Below are 17,560 nucleotides of genomic sequence, written 5' to 3'. Positions count from 1 at the left end.
GCCATCGAAGCACAAACCTCCGAACCTTTAAAGGGATTGGAGGTTTCCTCCGATGTGGGAGCAGCGCATGCGCATAGTGGGTATCCGGCAGCCGGGCTCGGACAGGGGTACGGACGTGGCCCAACTCTCCGACAGCGGGCGGGAGGTGACCGTGCTGGCCCCGCTGGAGGAGTTCTGGTCCGACCCCTCCGCATATCTCGCGGCCGGCGCCGACGGGCCGACGCTCGCGGCCTCGACCGTGACCTTCGTGCCCCCGGTGCGCCCCGACGCCCGCGTCGTCTGCATCGGCCTCAACTACCTGAAGCACGTGGCGGAGGGCACCTTCCGCGACCAGGAACTGCCCGAGCACCCCACGCTGTTCGCCCGCTGGACGCAGTCGCTCACCGTCGACGGCGCCGAGGTCCCCGTCCCGTCCGGCGAGGACGGCCTGGACTGGGAGGGCGAGGTGGTCGCGTGGGTCGGGGCGCCGCTCGTGGACGCCACCCCCGAGGAAGCCCTGGCGGCGGTCGTCGGCTACTCCACGTTCAACGACCTCACCTCACGCCGCGCCCAGAAGCTCACCTCGCAGTGGATCCTCGGCAAGAACGGCGACAACTCGGGCCCGCTCGGGCCGATGGTCCCGGCGGCCGAAGTCGGCGATCTGCGCGAGGGGTTGCGCGTGGTCACCCGGGTGAACGGGGAGATCGTCCAGGACGGCCGCACCGACGAGATGGTGTACGGCGTCGGTGACACGCTCGCCCACATCTCCCGTACGTTCACCCTCCGCCCCGGTGACCTGCTGGCCACCGGCACACCCTCCGGAGTCGGCTACGCGCGCACGCCCCCGTGGCTGCTCCACCCCGGCGACGTGGTGGAGGTGGAGGTGGAACGCCTCGGGCGGCTGCGCAACACGGTGGTGGCCAACGACGTGCGGCACGCCGCCACCGTCGCCCGCTGACCGGCAGCGCTCAGCCGGTCTTCTGAAGCGCCTTGAACTGGTCGAACCAGACATTGCGGCCGAGAGTGCCGCCCGCGCCCGGTCGCACGGTCCGGTTGGCGTACAGGGGGTTGAGGATCCACGGCGTCTTCTTGTCGTCCCAGCCCGAGGCCATCGACTCGATCTGCAGGCCCCCGTAGGTCGCCACCGCCAGTTTCCCGGTGTCGCGGAACGCCTTCATCTGCTCGGTGAGGTAGTTCCTGCTGTTGTCGAACCACTGGGTCATGGAGACGAAGTCGTTCCACTTCGCCTGCGGGAACGGCTGCTGGATGGCGTCCCCGATCACCTGCCAGACCTTCCGGCCCGGGTCCACGTCGTAGCGCTCGGCGAACGCCGGGGACACCGGGTCGTGCATGTGCTGCTTCCAGAACTGGACCAGGGAGAACTCCGTGGCGAGGAACTTCTGGTCCGAACGCAGGGTCGGTACCACGTAGTTGAAGAACTTGGCGGCGTTCTGCAGCGACGTGACGTGCGGGTGGATGTCGACGCCGGCGAGCTCGGGGGTCTTGTTGACGAACCGCAGCCACCGCTCGGTCGCGGGCGTGCGGCCCTCCGGGCTGTCGAGGTTGTTGAGCGCGCCCATGTAGAGGCTGGTCCCGGAGCCCGCGCCGCCGTGCTGCCCCCGGTACTCGATGACATGGCGGGCCAGGGTCTCGTAGAACACGTTGAGCGTCTTGTTGCGCTCTTCCGGCAGCGTCTCCAGGAACGGCTCGTTGCCGATCGTGAGGATGTCGACCTTGCCGAGCACGGCGGCCAGCACCCGGTCCACGAGCGCCAGGAGATCCTTCAGCTCGGCGCTGCCGGGCGCGGGGAGCGGGCCCTTCGTGGGCCCCAGCGCGTAGGGGAACTTGAGCGAGAGGATCGTCTTGCGGCCGTCACCGTGCGCGGTCAGGAGTGCCTTGATGGCGCGCTGCTGTGTGACGTCGCCTTCGAGATCGCCCGGCGTGATCGGGACGAAGCCGCGCACCCAGGTGGCGGAGAGGGCCTGGAGCTGGGCGGCGCCGAGGCCCGCGGGGTCCTCGTTGAAGTTCACGCCGAGGGCGCCGTCGGGCGCGGCGCCCGGGGCCTTGCCCGCGGCGGCCTTGCCCTCGACCGACTCGGAGGCCGACTTCGACGACGAGGCCTTCGCGTCCGACTGTTTGGCACCGGAGGACGTGGCGCCGGAGGACTTGGCATCGTTCGACGGCGAACACGCGGCGGTCAGGAGGGCGGCGCCCGAGGCGCCCAGGATCATGCGGCGAGAGGTGAAGTGCCGAGTCACTGCTGTCCGTTTCTGTGTGGGGGGATCGCTGTCCACTGCACCGACACCGTAGGCACGGCGATGCGCGGAACTGTTCCGCTGTGACAGGCTCGCGACATCATCCGGACAACGCCAAAACCCCGGTCACACAAGTTTCAACAGATGCGACCGGGGTGGTGACAGCACGACGTGTCTCAGGCGCGGGCCTCGACCGCCCGGGCCTCCACCGCCGGGGCCGAACCCGGCAGCGGCCGTCCCGCGGACTCCGCCGCGAAGTAGGCGGCCACAGCGCCGATCGCACCCGCCGCCATCAGGTAGTAGCCGGGCACGTTGACATCGCCGGTGGCCTCCACCAGAAGGGCGTTGACGACGGCGGTCGTGCCGCCGAACAGCGAGACCGAGAGGTTGAACGCGATCGACAGACCGCCGTAGCGGATGTCCGTCGGGAACAGCGCCGGGAGCGTGGAGGGGATGGTGCTGTTGAAGCAGAGCAGCATCAGCGACATCAGGACCAGGCCGAAGAAGACCGACGTCAGGGTGTTCTGCTGGATCAGCAGCACGGAAGGAACACCGAGCACGATCAGCATGCCGCAGCCGAAGTACAGCACCGGCTTGCGTCCGATGCGGTCCGAGAGCCGGCCGACGAAGGTGATCAGCAGCATGCCGACGGCGAGCACCGCGATCTCCAGGAGCTGCGCCCAGGTGGGGCTCACCGACGGGGCGAACTTGTCGATGTACTCCAGCATGTACGTCGTGAGCATGTAATTGGTGACGTTGAAGACGAGCACCAGGCCCATGCAGATCAGCATGGGCCGCCAGTGGTCGGTGAAGACCCGGCGGATCTCCTTGAGCGTCTGATTGCCCTCACGGCCCTGCTGCTCGGCCACGGCGGCCTTGAACGCGGGGGTGTCCTCCAGCTTCAGGCGGAGGTAGAGGCCGATGATGCCGATCGGGCCGGAGATCAGGAACGGAATGCGCCAGCCCCAGGACAGCAGGTCCTCGTGCGACATGACGCCCGGCAGCTGGATGACCAGTCCTGCGACGCCGCCGAGGAGATAGCCGGTCAGCGTGCCGAACTCCAGCCAGCTGCCGAGGAATCCGCGCTTCTTGTCGGGGGCGTACTCGGCGATGAACGTCATCGCGCCGCCGTACTCGCCGCCGGTCGAGAAGCCCTGCACGAGGCGGGCGAGCAGCATCAGCAGCGGGGCGGCGGGCCCCCATGTCTCGTAACCGGGGATGAACGCGATCACGAACGTGCCGATGGCCATCATGATGACCGTGATCGACAGCACCTTGGTGCGGCCGATCCGGTCCCCGAGCGGGCCGAAGAACATGCCGCCGATGGGGCGCACCAGGAAGGCGACCGCGAACAGGCCGAGGGTTCCGATCGTGCCGACGGCCGGGCTCGCGCCGGTGAAGAACACCGCGGTGAGCACTGGGGTCAGATTGGCGAAGACGCCGAAGTCGAACCACTCGGTGATGTTTCCGATGGCTGCGGCGCCCACGGCCCGCCTGGTCACCTTGGGGTCGGTCACCAATGTCTCGTCGGCCGGGCCCGCCTCGGTATCGGGAAGCTCGGAAACGGTGTGCGCGGCTGGCACGTACTACTCCTCAGAATTGCGCGGTACTGCGGGTGGGATTCCCGCACAGGTGGTTCAGGTCGATCCAATGAATGCGCCGGTCCGGGCGGCGTCCGGTGCGGCCGGTCCCGAGGGCGGCGCCGGTCGCCGGAAAGACGAGCAGCGCCACCACCGAGGCCACCAGGGCCGTCGCCGTGGCAGCCGAGCACACGGCCGTGAGCAGCCCCGTGGCGACGACCGGCAGGCCGAGGCTCGGACAGGAGACGGCGGGTGCGCGCACGCCGCGGGCGAGACCGTGACCGAATCCGGCGAACACGGAGGCGGCCACGGTCGGCCAGACCGACATCCCGGCAGGCCACTGCGCAGCCGTCAACGACACCACGGAAAGGCTCATCAACAGGGCGGTCAGCCCCGCGAATTGGACGGGGCGGCTGCCGCATTCCGTGGCGAACGGCCGCGCGAGCGCGGAACACACGAGAACGGCCAACGGAATACAGCAGACGACGGCCGGACCGGCCTGCTCCGAGGCGATCAGGACTGCGGGAACGACTGCGAGAAACAGGCCTGCCGTGGCCCGGGCGATGAAGCGGAACAACACCACCGCAGGGTGCCATCGGTGACTCATCGACACAATTACACGATCTTGCATGGGACCGTGCAGAATGGTCGAATGATCGATCCCAAGCTCAAGGTGCTGCAGATGGTCGAGGCGCACGGCGGCGTGACCGCGGCCGCCGAGGCCGCGGGGCTCAAGCCCTCGACGGTCTCGTACCAGCTGAGGCAGATGGCCGAGCAGGTCGGCGTGGTGCTCCTGGAACCCGCGGGCCGGGGCATCAAGCTGACCGCCGCCGCCCGTACGCTGCTGCGGCACGCGGCCGTCCTCGAGGCGCAGTGGGAGCGGGCGCGCAGCGACCTCGCGGCGATGGCCGACGTGCAGACCGGATCGTTCACGCTCTGTGGTTTCTCGACGGCCGCCACGCGGCTGCTGCCGTCCACCGCCGCGACCCTGCGCGACCGGCATCCGCAACTCGGGGTGCGGCTTGTGGAGGCGGAGCCGGCGCGCTGCTTCGAGCTGCTGCTCACGGGGGAGGCCGACCTCGGCCTGGTCGTGGTGACGGCCGACTCGCCGCCGCTGACCGACGAGCGCTTCGAGCAGCAGCCGCTCCTCGACGACCCCCTCGACCTGGTCGTCCCGGCCGACCATCCGCTGGCGGCGCGCGAGCGGGTCGTCCTCGCGGACGCGGCCCGCGAGACGTGGATCGTGGGCACGCCCGGCACCACGTACCACGACCTGCTGGTCACCGCGTGCATGGCCGCCGGGTTCATGCCCGACATGGGCCACCAGTCCGACGAGTGGGACACCGGCACGGCGATGGTGGCGCACGGCCTGGGCGTGATCCTGGTGCCGCGCCTCGCCCGCATCAACACCGAATGGCCGGTGGCCCGCATCCCACTCTCCGGCGAACCCGCCCCGGCCCGCCGCATCCTCGCCGCGACCCGCAAGGGAGGCTCCCGGCACCCGGTGGTGGCGCAGGCCCTCGACCTGATCAAGGCGTCGGCATCGAACCTGGTGCCCTCCGGTCAGCCGGGCGGTGCACCGCTATGAACCGGCCTACCGGCTCACCGTCGCTCAGGCGGCGGCCGCGCGGCGGAACTCGCTCGGACTGGTGCCCCGGAGCCTCTTGAACGCCACGCTGAAGGCGAACGGATCGGTGTAGCCGACGGCATGGGCGACCTGGGCGACAGTCGAGGACTCCTGCTCGACCAGGAGGTCCGCCGCCAGCGTCATGCGCCAGCGGGTCAGATAGGTCAGCGGCGGCTCGCCGAGCAGATCCGGGAAGCGCTTCGCCAGTGTCGAGCGGGACACTCCTGTACGCCGGGCCAGCTCGCCCACCGTCCAGGGCGCCGCCGGGTCGGTGTGCAAGAGGCGCAGCGCCTGGCCGACCACCGGGTCCTTCTGCGCGGTCCACCATGCCGGGGGCCGACCGCCGGGCCGGTCCAGCCAGGTGCGCAGCGTGCACACCAGCATCCAGTCGAGGAGCCGGTCGAGCACCACCTGCTGGCCCGGTTCGTCACGGGCGACCTCGGAGGCGAGATGGTCGAGCACCGGGTCACCGGTGTCCGGAGCGTCCACACGCAGCACGACGGGCAGTGCGTCCATCAACGGTCGGCTGATCTCGCCGCGCACCGGATAGGCGCCGACCACCAAGGTCGTCGCACCAGCGTCGGCGCTGCCTCCTTCGCCGGGATCGTGCCAGCCCAGACGGTGCCGTGTGCCGCCTTGCTCGGGCGTCGCGCAGTGCTGCCCGCAGAGGATCGGCTCTGCCGTGCTGCTGGGCTCGTCGACAAAGGTGAAAGTCGCGGGACCACGCACCACGATCGTGTCGTGCGTGCCCAGGCGCTCGGGCGGATGCCCCTCCGGCACGATCCAGCCCGCCCCGCTGAGAACGGTGCACAGGGTCAGCGGCGCACCGTCCACGAAGTGCAGGGTCCAGGGCGGGGACAGCGTCGAGCTGCCGAACAGCGAGCCGCGAGCCCGCACCCCGCGGAAGAGGTCACTGGCAACATCCACCCCTGCAAGATAGACGAACGCAAAGGCATCACGGCTTCTTGCCCATGTGAACGTGTGGCCGGTGCCCGTTCACTGGGTGCCATGACACAGAAGACGCACCGCAGGACCCTGCTGGTCACGGCCCACCCGGATGCCGACGCCCTGACCCACCACGTGGCGGAACAACTCGTCTCGGCCCTGCGCCCCCACGCGGTCGAGGTGGCCGACCTGCACCGCGAGCGGTTCGACCCCAGGTTCACCGCGGCGGACCGCCGGGCCTATCACGAAGGCGGCGACTACCCTCCCGACGTCGCCCGCGAACACCGCCGTCTCGACCGCGCCACCGATCTCGTCCTGGTGTTTCCCGTGTACTGGTGGTCCATGCCGGCGCTGCTGAAGGGGTGGATCGACCGCGTGTTCGTCAACGGGTGGGCCTTCGACGACTCGGCCGAATCGGGCCCGAGCCCCAGGCTCCAACGACTCACGACCCATCTGCTCCCCATAGCCGGCGCCGACTCGGGCACATTCGAGCGGCACGGATACGAACAGGTGCTGCGGACGCAGATCGAGCACGGCATCGTCGACTTCGTCGGAAGCCGCCGTGGTGCCACGGAGTTCATCCACGAATCGGAGCAGGCTTCGTCCACGGCCACGGCGGCGAACGTCACACGCGCCGTGCGCGCCGTCAGCGAGGCCGTGCGGGCAGACTCACCACGTGACCTCTCGGCCGCGTTGTAGAGTGTGGGAACAGCCCTTGACCTGCAAAAACGTGGGCAGGGAGCCGAAGTTGAGGAGTGGGACGTGACGCGCGGCCCGCACGCGGTACCCGCGGGCTGAGACCCGGTCCGCCCACGACGCAGGAGAGCCCATGAGCGACATCGAGATCCGCGACGACCGCGAGCACGGGCTGTTGCAGGCCCGCTCCGGAGGCGAAGTCGTCGGCCGCATCCAGTACTTCGTCCTGGACGAACCCGAGCGGGCCCTCGTCCCGGTGCACACCGTCGTGGAGCCGGCGCACGAGGGCAAGGGGATCGCGGGCTCGCTCACCCGCGAGCTGTACGCCATCGCCGCCGCCGAGCCGATGGCCGTGGCGCCGCTGTGCCCGTTCGTCGTCCGGTGGGCCGAGCGGCACCCCGGCGAGGCACCGGAGGCCTCCGCCGACCTGCTGCTCGCCGCGAAGGCCGCCCTCGAGGCCGACCCCGACAAGTGGTGAGACGGCCCTGCGCCCAGTGATCATCCGCGCGTAGGGTGCCGGCCATGAACCTGACGCTCGTACACACCTCGCCCGTCCACGTGCCGGTCTTCGACGCCCTGCGCGACGCCGACCACCCGGGCCTGGAACTGCGTCACGTCGTACGCGAGGAACTGCTCGTGCGGGCCGGCGCCGAGGGGCCCGAGGCCGTCACCGACGAGGTCCGGGAGCTGCTCGTGGCGGCCGGCGCCGACGGGGCGGACGCCGTGCTGTGCACGTGTTCCACGCTCGGCGCCGTCGCGGAGGGCCTCGCCGCGGACGTCGGCGTGCCCGTGCTGCGCGTGGACCGGCCGATGGCCGCGCGGGCCGTCGCCGAGGGCGAGCGGATCGCCGTGGTCGCCACTGTGCGCAGCACCTTCGGGCCGACCCTGGACCTGGTCGAGGAGGAGGCCCGGCGTGCCGGGCGCGCGGTGGACGTGCGCACCGTGTTCGTCGAGGGCGCCTGGGAGCTGTTCCTCGCCGGGGACCGGGACGGGTATCTCTCGCTCGTCGCCACCGCCATCGACGGCATCGCCGAGGCCGACGTGATCGTCCTCGCCCAGGCCTCCCTGACCGACGCCGCCGAGCGCGCCCACACCACCCTGCCGGTGCTCTCCAGCCCGCGCCCCGGACTCGACGCCGCCGCGTCGGAATGCGCGAGCGCCAAGAGCGCTTAGGTTGAAGGGAGTTACCCGGAACCCGGGAGCCCGCCGGCCCGTCCGGCAGGCTCCCCGAACCAGGAGGCAGTCCGCATGACCGACCCCGACACCGACGTCGTCATCAGCCCCACCGGCTGGGTCGCCGAGCAGGCCCGCACCTACGAGGAGTCCGGCGGCACCAAGGGCACCACCATGCGAGGCGTCCCGTGCCTGCTCCTCGACTACGAGGGCCGCAAGAGCGGCCAGTGGCGCCGCACCGTCCTGATCTACGGCAGGGACGGCGACGACTACCTGATCGTGGCGTCCTACGGCGGTGCGGACCGGCACCCGGAGTGGTACCTGAACCTTCAGGCCAACCCCGAGGTGCGGCTGCGCGTCGAGACCGAGCGGTTCACGGCGCGCGCCGAGACCCTGTCGGCGCAGGAGAAGGCGCGCGTGTGGGACTCGCTGGTGGAGCTGTTCCCGCAGTACGCGGACTACCAGAAGAAGACGAGCCGCGACATTCCCGTCGTACGGCTGCGCCGCACCGACGGCTGAGAATCGGCCCCGGTCCCACTCACCGCACCACCCCGCCCGCGTCAGGGAATCGCGGCCTCGATCCGGGCGAGGTGGGCGGCGAGGATCTCGTCGAACGCCGCCCCGCGGTCGGCCCCGAGGGGGCGGATCTCGCGGGCGAAGTGGGCCAGGGCGGGGAAGCGCTCGGGGTCGGCACCCAGCACCGCGACCCGGAACTGCTCCATGCCCTGCTCGTACTCGGCGGGGGTGAGGCTGCCGATGCCCGCCTCGGAGGCGATCAGCGAGGCGACGAGGATCACGATCCGGTGGTAGCGGGCCGGGATCTCCTCATCGGGCAGGCCCGAGGTCCGCAGGGCCTGTAGCACCTCTTCCATGACCAGCCGGGAGCCGGCACCCCCGGACGCGTAGCGCCCCCAGACGGCGGCGAGTTGAGGGTGCTCCCCGAAGGACTCCCGCAGGCGCAGGGCCGTCGCGGTGATGCGCTGCTTCCAGTCACCTTCGGGGCGGTAGCCCTCCATCGCGGCCGCGAGGATGCGGTCGGCGACCGCGCGCAGCAGCTCCGTCTTGTTGCGGAAGTGCCGGTACAGGCTGGAGGAGTCCGTCCCGAGAGCGCCGGCGAGCTTGCGCACACTGAACGACTCGGCGTCGCTCGTGCGCAGCAGCTCCGCCGCCGTGTCCAGGATCTCCTCGGTCGACCAGCGCCTTCGGGCTGCCATTTTTCCCCTCTCGTCCCGGCCGAGCCTAGCTCATGCACATGACCATGCACCCGGCACTGCACTGAGCGTAGTTCTCACTCATGCACTTGGATATGCACGCACCGCGTGCATACTGAGGACGCATGCCCGACCGGGCCTCCCGGCCGGGAGCAGCGAAGCGACGAAGGGGAGACGGGGCATGAGTGAGACCACTGCTGTGGAGCGGCCGCCGGAGCCGGACTTCTCGGCGATCACCCCCGAGGAGCTGATCGCCTACCGCGAGGCGGAGAACCGCTTCAGGGCGTCCCGCGCGGCTCGGGCGGTCCTCGGTGAGCCGGACCCCGGCGCGGTCGTCGACTGGCGGAACGTGGCGCTGCCGGGCCGCGACCTGCCTGTCCGGGTGTACCGGCCGGCGGCGGCCCGGGACGCGGAGGCCGGCGGCCGGGTCGGTCTGCCGCTCGTGATCCATGTGCACGGAGGAGGCTTCGTGGGCACGGCGGTGCAGTGCGACTGGGCCAACAGCCACCTCGCCGCGCGGCTCCCCGCGGTCGTCGTCTCGGTCGAGCACCGCCTCGTCGCCCACGGCAGCCCGCTCCCGCATGCCGCCGACGACAGCTGGGACGTGCTGCGGCACGTGGTGCGGAACGCCGAGCAGTGGGGCGTCGACCCGGCACGCACGGCCGTCTTCGGCGAGAGCTTCGGCGGGCTGATCAGTGCCCTGAGCGCGATCCGGGCCCGCGAGGCCGGCCTCCGGCTCAGGGCGCAGGTCCTGGTCAACCCCGCGGTCGACGTGACCGACGCGATGGAGGACCATCCCTCGATGGCCGAGTACGCGTACAGCCCGACCCGCGCTCTGCCGCAACTGCGGTTCCTGCGGCGGCTGTCCGTCCCGCCGGGGATCGACGCCCGCGCGTACTCGCCGCTGTACGCGGACGACCTGGGCGGACTCGCGCCGGCACTGGTGGTGGTGCCGACGCAGGACGCGGTGGCCGACCACGGCCGTCGCTACGCCGAACGACTGCGGGAGGCCGGTACACCCGTGAGGCTCACCGAATACCCGGGAGCGAAGCATGCGTTCCTCTCCCTGCCGGGCATGGAACCGCAGGCCGAGGCCGCCCGCACGGAGATCCGCGAGTTCCTCGGTGCGGCCCTGGCGGACTGAATGAGGTGCGTCGGCATCATCGGGGTGGGCGAGATCGGCCGGGCCGTCGTCGAGGGCCTGCGAGTTGGTGCTCCTCGCGGCGCGCCGCCGGGACCGGCACGACGCCGTGGCCGGACTACGGATCGACGGCGACAGGGTCGTGGTCAACGTGATGGCGGGCGTCGGAAACGACGAACTGCGTCGCCCGTCGCGGACGAGGCCGCCTTCAACGTCCTGTCCGCGCTGACCGGCACGTTGACCACCCACTACGCGTATCTAGCGACGCTCGCCGCATGGGCAGCCGACCACGGCATCGCTCCGGACGACGCCGATCGCTACGTCCGCGGTCTCTTCCAGGGCGTCGGCCACTCGACGGGTCGTAGGCGTGGACTCGGCGGGCGTGGGCACGCGAGCCGGGAGACAGTGGAAAGGTCCCCTCCGAACCGTTGGAGGAACCAACGATGACCCAACCGTTCCCCGATCCCGTCCCGCCGACCCCCACGCCAGGACCCGGGCCGGGTCCGGACCGGCCGGATCCCGGCCCGATGCCGGACCCGTTCCCGACGCCGGTGCCAGAACCGGGGCCGCAGCCCTCGCCTCCGGACCCGGTGCCGCCGCGGCCGAACCCGGACCCCGATCCACACCCGCCGGAGCCCGAGCCGTCACCCGCCTAGCGGACGCTACGCGTCGACCTCGGAGCGGTCACCGCCCCACAGCGTGTGGAACGAGCCCTCCCGGTCGACCCTGCGGTACGTGTGCGCGCCGAAGTAGTCCCGCTGGCCCTGCGTGAGCGCGGCCGGCAGGCGCTCGGCGCGCAGCGCGTCGTAGTAGGCGAGCGCGGCGGCGAAGCCCGGCGTGGGCACACCCTGCGTGGTCGCCGCGACCAGGACGGAACGCCAGTCGTCCTGCGCCGCGGCGATCTCGTCGGCGAAGCCCTTGTCGGACAGCAGCGAGACCAGGTTCGGCTCCGCCTCGTACGCCGCCGTGATCCGGTCGAGGAACGCGGCGCGGATGATGCAGCCGCCGCGCCAGATCCGGGCCACCGCACCGGAGTCGATGTTCCAGTCGTACTCCTCGCTGCCCGCTGAGATCTCGTGGAAGCCCTGCGTGTACGACACGATCTTCGAGGCGTACAGGGCCTGTTCGACCTTGTCGGCGAAGGCGGCGGCCTCCGACTCGCTCAGCTTCGTCGCCGTCGGGCCCGCCAACTCCCTTGACGCGGTGCGCAGTTCCGCGTGCCCGGACAGAGAGCGCGCGAACACCGCCTCCGCGATGCCGGACACCGGCACGCCAAGGTCGAGCGCGATCTGCACCGTCCAGCGCCCGGTGCCCTTCTGCTCGGCCTGGTCCTGGACGACGTCCACGAAGGGCTTGCCGGTCGCCTCGTCCACGTGCGAGAGGACCTCGGCCGTGATCTCGATCAGGTAGGAGTCGAGGCGGCCCGTGTTCCACGTGCGGAAGATGTCGGCGATCTGCGCGGGGGAGTACCCGGCCACGTCGCGCAGCAACTGGTAGGCCTCGCCGATGAGTTGCATGTCGGCGTACTCGATGCCGTTGTGCACCATCTTGACGAAGTGGCCCGCCCCGTCGGGGCCGACGTGCGTCACACAGGGTGCGCCGTCCTTCGCCTTCGCGGAGATCTTCTCCAGCATCGGGCCGAGCGAGGCGTACGACTCGACGCTGCCGCCGGGCATGATGCTCGGCCCGTGCAGCGCGCCCTCCTCGCCGCCGGAGACGCCGGTTCCGACGAAGTGGATGCCCTGCTCGCGCAGCTCCTTCTCGCGGCGCCGGGTGTCCGCGAAGTGCGCGTTGCCACCATCGATGATCATGTCGCCCGACTCCATGAGCGGCGCGAACTCCTTGATCACCGCGTCCGTCGGCTCGCCCGCCTTCACCATGATGACCAGGCGCCGCGGCCGCTCCAGAGCGGCCACGAACTCCTCGGCCGTCTCCGTCGGTACGAAGATGCCCTCCTCGCCGAACTCCTCGACCAGCGCGTGCGTGCGGGACGCCGTGCGGTTGTGAAGGGCGACCGTGTAGCCGTTGCGGGCGAAGTTCCGGGCGAGATTGCGCCCCATCACAGCGAGCCCTGTGACACCGATCTGGGCTGTGTCGCTCATGCCTGCCGCTCCTGTCGCTTCTGTTGCTTGTGCATGCGGAAGATGAAGGATCTTGTTCAATTCTGGTGGTGGTCGGGTTAGGTTGGCGATCCGACCCCACCGTGAATTCTCTACACCGTGGACTCTCTACGAATTTGGAGCCGTGCGTGCCTCATTTCGACCTGTCACTCGATGCGTTGCGTACGTACCAGCCGGAGTTGACCGCCCCCGACGACTTCGACGCCTTCTGGGAGAAGACCCTCGTCGAGGCCAGGGAGCACGACCTGGACGCACGCTTCGAGCCCGTCGATGTCCCGTACACGGCAGTGGACGTGTTCGACGTTACGTACGCGGGCTTCGGCGGGCATCCCGTGAAGGGCTGGCTGGTCCTTCCGGCAGGCACGCACGAGCTGCTTCCGGCCGTTGTCCAGTACATCGGCTACGGGGGCGGGCGCGGCCTTCCGCACACCCACCTGCAGTGGGCGGCCGCCGGGTTCGCGCACTTCGTGATGGACACCCGCGGGCAGGGCAGCGGCGGCAGCGTCGGCGACACCCCGGACCCGGTCGGCTCCACGCCGTCCCAGCCGGGCTTCATGACGCGCGGCATCCAGGACCCGCACGAGTACTACTACCGCCGCGTCTATACGGACGCCGTGCGCGCCGTCGACGCCGCCCGCTCGCACCCGCTCGTGGACGCCTCGCGGGTCGCCGTCACCGGCGGCAGCCAGGGCGGCGGCATCACCATCGCCGTGGCGGGCCTCGTGCCCGACCTGCGGGCGGCCGCGCCCGATGTGCCGTTCCTGTGCGACTTCCGGCGCGCGGCCACGCTCACCGAACGTCACCCGTACCGCGAGATCGCCCTCTATCTCAAGGCCCACATCGGCGAGGACGAGCGCGCCTTCCGCACGCTCTCCTACTTCGACGGCATCAACTTTGCGGCGCGCGCCACGGCGCCGACCCTGTTCTCCGCCGCCCTGGAGGACCTGACCTGCCCGCCGTCCACGGTGTTCGGCGCGTACAACCACTGGGCGGGCGCCGAGAAGTCGATCGAGGTGTACGCGTTCAACGACCACGAGGGCGGTGGCCCCTTCCAGCAGGCAGCGCAACTTCGTTGGATTCCTGGGCACTTGAGGGACTGAATCCCGCCAAGGTGGCTCGGGGCACTCTTGTCCACTTACGTAGGAGCGGCTAATTTGCCGCTCCTACGTGTGGCTGAGGGGGCTTTCATGGCGTTACGCGGCCGGCACCGCCGGTATCAGCCGAGCCGGGTCAACCGGGCGTCGCTCACCGTGACCGTGGGCGGCGTGGGCATGGCCATCCCGATCGTCGGCGCGGGCGGCGCGCAGGCCGCGGACGCGCACACGTGGAACAAGGTCGCCGCGTGCGAGTCCTCCGGGAACTGGAGCATCAACACCGGCAACGGGTTCTTCGGCGGACTCCAGTTCACCCGCTCCACCTGGGCCGCGTACGGCGGCACCGCCTACGCGCCGCGCGCCGACCTCGCCACCAGGGGCCAGCAGATCGCCGTGGCGGAGAAGGTGCTCAAGGGACAGGGGCCCGGCGCCTGGCCGGTGTGCTCGCAGCGCGCGAACCTCACCCGCACGACCGCGACGCCGGACGTGCGCCCGCAGGCCACGCCGCAGTCACGGGCGGGACGCGCCCAGATGTACCGCGTCGTCAGCGGGGACAGCCTCTCCGGAATCGCCGCCGAGCGGTCCGTGAAGGGCGGCTGGCGGGCGCTGTACGCGGCGAATCGCGCCACGATCGGCTCCGACCCGGACCTGATCACCCCGGGGCAGCGCCTCGGCATGCCGGGGACGGGCAAGAGGCAGGCGCAGCCCGCGAAGAAGGCGCCGAAGCCCGTCGCCAAGAGGTCCGAGAAACCCGTCGCCAAGAAGTCCGACACGGCGAAGGCCACCACGCACAACGCCGTCGCCCCCGTCGCCGCCTCCCTCGGCACCCCCTACCGCGCCGCCGGTTCCTCCTGGTCGAAGGGCTACCACACGGGCGTCGACTTCGCGGTGCCCACGGGGACGTCCGTGAAGGCCGTCGGCGCCGGTCACGTCGTCTCGGCCGGCTGGGGCGGCTCGTACGGCTACGAAGTGGTGATCCGGCACGCCGACGGCAAGTACAGCCAGTACGGACACCTGTCGGCGCTGACGGTCAAGAGCGGCCAGCGCGTGGTGGCGGGCCAGCGCATCGCCCGCTCCGGCTCCACGGGCAACAGCACGGGCCCGCATCTGCACTTCGAGGTACGGACGGGGCCCGGCTTCGGCAGTGACGTGGACCCGCTGGCGTATCTGCGGGCCCGCGGCGTCAGGATCTGAGCACCCGAGAAGCCCCAAGGGCAGAATGTCCGAGCAGTCCCCGCGCCGGCGTCACGACCGGATGTCCTCGGCCGTCCAGCCCCCGCACGGCGGCTCCTGACGGGGCCCCGGCGCGCGCGGCGGCAGCGGCACGGAGTCGAGCCCGGCCGGGCTGTCCGGCACCACCGGCGGGATCACCGGTGACGCTCCGTGCGGGACGGTCGCGACGACCGAGGAGCCCGCCCGGCGACCACGCCCGATGCGCTCCGTCGTCAGCAGGATCAGGCCGCCCGCCGCCACGACACCGCAGGCGAGCGCGAGCACCGTGCCGATCGTGCCGTACCGGAACGATTCGCCGAACATGGTGAGGCCGATGGTCGCCGCCACCACGGGGTTCACGACCGTCGCGGTCGCCAGCGGCGCGGCGAGCCCCGCGCCCCGGTAGGAGGCCTGCGACAGCAGCATCCCGGTCGCGGCCAGGCCCGCGATGGCGAGGAGCGTGGCGAGCTGCTCCAGTGGCTGCCCGGTCCAGTCCTCGGTCACGGACTTCGTGAACACCGACGCCATGCCGAACGCGCCGCCGGCCGCCACCGCGAGCAGCACCGCGCGCACCACGGGGTGCCGGTGCGCCACACGGGCCGACGACATAAGGGTCAGCACGCCGCCCACCGTGATCAGGCCGACGAACAGGCGCTGCGTACCGTCCAGCGACTGCTCGGTCGTGGACCCGGTCAGCGAGAGCAGCCCCGCGAGGCCGACCGTCGCCATGATCGCGCCACGCCAGGCCGTCGCCCCGGCCCTGCGCCCCACCAGGAGCGCCGACATCGGCAGCGCGAGCACGATCGTGAGGGCGCCCAGCGGCTGCACGACGCTGAGGGGGCCGAAGGCGAGCGCCGCGACGTGCAGCAGCGCACCCAGGCCGTTCAGGCATCCGGCGCCCCACCATGCGGGCCGGCGCAGGGGGGCGTACGCCGCCTTGGGCGACGTCACGGCCACGCGCTCCTGCACGATCGCCCCGCCCGCGTACGCGACGGCGGAGACGAGCGAGAGCAGCACGGAAAGCACCAGGTCGCTCATGAGGCGCCCCTGGAGGTGCGGCGTGGCGCACGGTCGCTTCTCATACTCTCTACGATCGCGCTTTTCCCCTCTCCCTGTCGTCCGACCTGAGCACGCATTGGGTCCTACTCCCGTTGGAGTAGGCCGCATCCTGATTCATCCCCAGGGCGGGTGCCCCAGGGACCACGGGGAGACTCGGGCCCCGTTGCCGTCCGCGCCCTTCCGCACGGGCCCTCCATGGGTGACCATGAGGTGCGCTTTCGAAACAGCGATCCAGAGCGGGTAGGGATCCGGAGCGAGTGTCGCCGACCGACGACTACGGGGGCCGCGCGTGCGTGTGGGACTGCTGACAAGGGAGTACCCGCCGGATGTCTACGGCGGCGCCGGAGTGCACGTGGAGTTCCTGGCGCGCGAGCTGCGCCCCCTCGTCGACCTGGAGGTGCACACGTGGGGCGAGGGAGCCGCCGACGGCGTGCGCCGGCACCGGGCCTGGCCCGCGCTCGACGGGGCGAACGACGCGCTGCGCACGCTCTCCGTGGACCTGGCCATCGCCGCGGCGCTCGAAGGCCGCGACCTCGCGCACTCCCACACCTGGTACACGAACCTGGCGGGGCACCTGGCGGCGCTGCACCTCGGGATACCGCACGTGATGACGGCGCACTCCCTGGAGCCGCTGCGCCCCTGGAAGGCGGAGCAGCTGGGCGGTGGTTACGCGCTGTCGGCGTGGGCGGAGCGGACCGCGATCGAGGCGGCGGACGGCGTGATCGCCGTGTCGCACGCGATGCGCAAGGACATCCTCGCCTGCTATCCGGCGCTGGAGCCGAAGAAGGTCCGTGTCGTGCACAACGGCATCGACGTCTCGCTGTACCACGCGGATGCCGGAACGGACGTGCTGCGCCGCTACGACATCGATCCGCAGCGCCCCTACATCCTCTTCGTCGGCCGCATCACCCGGCAGAAGGGCGTGCCCCATCTGCTGCGCGCGGCAAAGGGGCTGACGAAGGACGTCCAGGTCGTGCTGTGCGCGGGCGCGCCGGACACCCCGGAGATCGGGCGCGAGTTCCGGGAGCTGGTCGACGAGTTGAAGGCCACGCGCGACGGGGTGCGCTGGATCCCCGCCATGCTGCCGCGCACCGAGGTCATCCAACTGCTGACGCACGCCTCTGTGTTCGTGTGCCCCTCCGTGTACGAGCCGCTCGGCATCGTCAACCTGGAGGCGATGGCCTGCGGCACCCCGGTGGTCGCCTCGCAGGTCGGCGGCATCCCCGAGGTCGTCGCGCACGGCGAGACGGGGCTGCTCGTCCCGTACGCGGCCGCGGAGCCCGAGGCGTTCGAGGCGGGGCTCGCGGACGCCCTGAACCGGGTGGTCGCCGATCCCGGTGCGTCGCGGGCGATGGGCGAGGCGGGCCGGGAGCGGGCGGCGGCGGAGTTCGGCTGGGACGCGATCGCCCGGCGCACGGTCGACGTGTACCAGGAGATTCTCAACGGTACGTGAATCACAGGGGGGTTG

General features: G+C 71.1%; 17 protein-coding genes. 10 read left to right on the top strand and 7 right to left on the bottom strand.

From position 1 onward, the window contains the following. Nucleotides 1–67 precede the first annotated feature (67 nt). A complete protein-coding gene (locus tag ACOKM3_RS03995) occupies nucleotides 68–937 on the top strand; it encodes a fumarylacetoacetate hydrolase family protein (RefSeq protein ID WP_426896928.1) in 870 nt (289 codons plus the stop codon). A 10-nt stretch (nucleotides 938–947) separates the two neighbouring features. Here the strand turns inward: ACOKM3_RS03995 and ACOKM3_RS03990 are convergent, their stop codons facing one another. From ACOKM3_RS03990 to ACOKM3_RS03980, 3 genes are all read right to left on the bottom strand, one after another. Further along, complete coding sequence (locus tag ACOKM3_RS03990; RefSeq protein WP_426896926.1) at nucleotides 948–2,210, bottom strand: hypothetical protein; 1,263 nt, start codon at nucleotides 2,208–2,210, stop codon at nucleotides 948–950. A 200-nt stretch (nucleotides 2,211–2,410) separates the two neighbouring features. Next, on the bottom strand, nucleotides 2,411–3,817 hold the full coding sequence (locus tag ACOKM3_RS03985) for an MFS transporter (RefSeq protein ID WP_426896924.1): 1,407 nt from the start codon (nucleotides 3,815–3,817) through the stop codon (nucleotides 2,411–2,413). A 10-nt stretch (nucleotides 3,818–3,827) separates the two neighbouring features. Then, nucleotides 3,828–4,511 carry a hypothetical protein gene (locus ACOKM3_RS03980; RefSeq protein ID WP_426896922.1) on the bottom strand — a complete coding sequence of 228 codons (684 nt, stop codon included), beginning with the start codon at nucleotides 4,509–4,511 and terminating at the stop codon, nucleotides 3,828–3,830. Between ACOKM3_RS03980 and ACOKM3_RS03975 the strand changes: the two genes are divergently transcribed. Beyond that, entirely contained in the window at nucleotides 4,467–5,402 is a 936-nt protein-coding gene (locus ACOKM3_RS03975; protein WP_426896921.1) for a LysR family transcriptional regulator, read from the top strand. The genes ACOKM3_RS03980 and ACOKM3_RS03975 overlap by 45 nt on opposite strands. Nucleotides 5,403–5,426: 24 nt before the next feature. On the opposite strand, the gene ACOKM3_RS03970 is transcribed toward ACOKM3_RS03975, so the two are convergent. Next, complete coding sequence (locus tag ACOKM3_RS03970) at nucleotides 5,427–6,368, bottom strand: cupin domain-containing protein (protein WP_426896919.1); 942 nt, start codon at nucleotides 6,366–6,368, stop codon at nucleotides 5,427–5,429. A gap of 81 nt (nucleotides 6,369–6,449) precedes the next feature. On the opposite strand from ACOKM3_RS03970, the gene ACOKM3_RS03965 reads away from it, so the two are divergent. The 4 genes from ACOKM3_RS03965 to ACOKM3_RS03950 all read left to right on the top strand — a co-directional run bounded on the left by ACOKM3_RS03965 (nucleotide 6,450) and on the right by ACOKM3_RS03950 (nucleotide 8,774). Then, nucleotides 6,450–7,085 carry an NAD(P)H-dependent oxidoreductase gene (locus ACOKM3_RS03965; protein WP_426896917.1) on the top strand — a complete coding sequence of 212 codons (636 nt, stop codon included), beginning with the start codon at nucleotides 6,450–6,452 and terminating at the stop codon, nucleotides 7,083–7,085. A 130-nt stretch (nucleotides 7,086–7,215) separates the two neighbouring features. Further along, complete coding sequence (locus ACOKM3_RS03960) at nucleotides 7,216–7,560, top strand: GNAT family N-acetyltransferase (RefSeq protein ID WP_426896915.1); 345 nt, start codon at nucleotides 7,216–7,218, stop codon at nucleotides 7,558–7,560. Nucleotides 7,561–7,604: 44 nt separating this feature from the next. Then, nucleotides 7,605–8,255 carry an aspartate/glutamate racemase family protein gene (locus ACOKM3_RS03955; RefSeq protein WP_426896913.1) on the top strand — a complete coding sequence of 217 codons (651 nt, stop codon included), beginning with the start codon at nucleotides 7,605–7,607 and terminating at the stop codon, nucleotides 8,253–8,255. 75 nt (nucleotides 8,256–8,330) lie between these two features. Beyond that, the gene (locus tag ACOKM3_RS03950; RefSeq protein WP_426896912.1) at nucleotides 8,331–8,774 is read left to right on the top strand and encodes a nitroreductase family deazaflavin-dependent oxidoreductase; all 444 of its coding nucleotides are present in this window, start codon (nucleotides 8,331–8,333) and stop codon (nucleotides 8,772–8,774) included. Nucleotides 8,775–8,815: 41 nt separating this feature from the next. Here the strand turns inward: ACOKM3_RS03950 and ACOKM3_RS03945 are convergent, their stop codons facing one another. Next, complete coding sequence (locus tag ACOKM3_RS03945; protein ID WP_426896910.1) at nucleotides 8,816–9,469, bottom strand: TetR/AcrR family transcriptional regulator; 654 nt, start codon at nucleotides 9,467–9,469, stop codon at nucleotides 8,816–8,818. Between the two features lie 178 nt (nucleotides 9,470–9,647). Here ACOKM3_RS03945 and ACOKM3_RS03940 point away from each other — a divergent pair, with 178 nt between their 5' ends. Continuing rightward, a complete protein-coding gene (locus tag ACOKM3_RS03940; protein WP_426896909.1) occupies nucleotides 9,648–10,610 on the top strand; it encodes an alpha/beta hydrolase in 963 nt (320 codons plus the stop codon). Between the two features lie 659 nt (nucleotides 10,611–11,269). Here the strand turns inward: ACOKM3_RS03940 and gndA are convergent. Further along, a complete protein-coding gene (gndA, locus tag ACOKM3_RS03935; RefSeq protein WP_426896907.1) occupies nucleotides 11,270–12,709 on the bottom strand; it encodes an NADP-dependent phosphogluconate dehydrogenase in 1,440 nt (479 codons plus the stop codon). A gap of 146 nt (nucleotides 12,710–12,855) precedes the next feature. Here gndA and ACOKM3_RS03930 point away from each other — a divergent pair, with 146 nt between their 5' ends. Both ACOKM3_RS03930 and ACOKM3_RS03925 read left to right on the top strand, forming a co-directional pair. Next, nucleotides 12,856–13,827, top strand: a complete 972-nt coding sequence (locus tag ACOKM3_RS03930) for an acetylxylan esterase (RefSeq protein WP_426896905.1) — start codon at nucleotides 12,856–12,858, stop codon at nucleotides 13,825–13,827. A gap of 87 nt (nucleotides 13,828–13,914) precedes the next feature. After that, complete coding sequence (locus tag ACOKM3_RS03925; RefSeq protein WP_426896904.1) at nucleotides 13,915–15,015, top strand: transglycosylase family protein; 1,101 nt, start codon at nucleotides 13,915–13,917, stop codon at nucleotides 15,013–15,015. A 51-nt stretch (nucleotides 15,016–15,066) separates the two neighbouring features. On the opposite strand, the gene ACOKM3_RS03920 is transcribed toward ACOKM3_RS03925, so the two are convergent. Continuing rightward, on the bottom strand, nucleotides 15,067–16,071 hold the full coding sequence (locus tag ACOKM3_RS03920) for a DMT family transporter (RefSeq protein WP_426896902.1): 1,005 nt from the start codon (nucleotides 16,069–16,071) through the stop codon (nucleotides 15,067–15,069). 316 nt (nucleotides 16,072–16,387) lie between these two features. Between ACOKM3_RS03920 and glgA the strand changes: the two genes are divergently transcribed. Next, nucleotides 16,388–17,545, top strand: a complete 1,158-nt coding sequence (glgA, locus tag ACOKM3_RS03915; RefSeq protein ID WP_426906695.1) for a glycogen synthase — start codon at nucleotides 16,388–16,390, stop codon at nucleotides 17,543–17,545. Nucleotides 17,546–17,560: the final 15 nt, after the last annotated feature.

The sequence above is a fragment of the Streptomyces nidicola genome (assembly GCF_050106155.1).
Lineage (GTDB): Bacteria > Actinomycetota > Actinomycetes > Streptomycetales > Streptomycetaceae > Streptomyces.
This window is presented reverse-complemented; position numbering and strand designations above follow the sequence as displayed.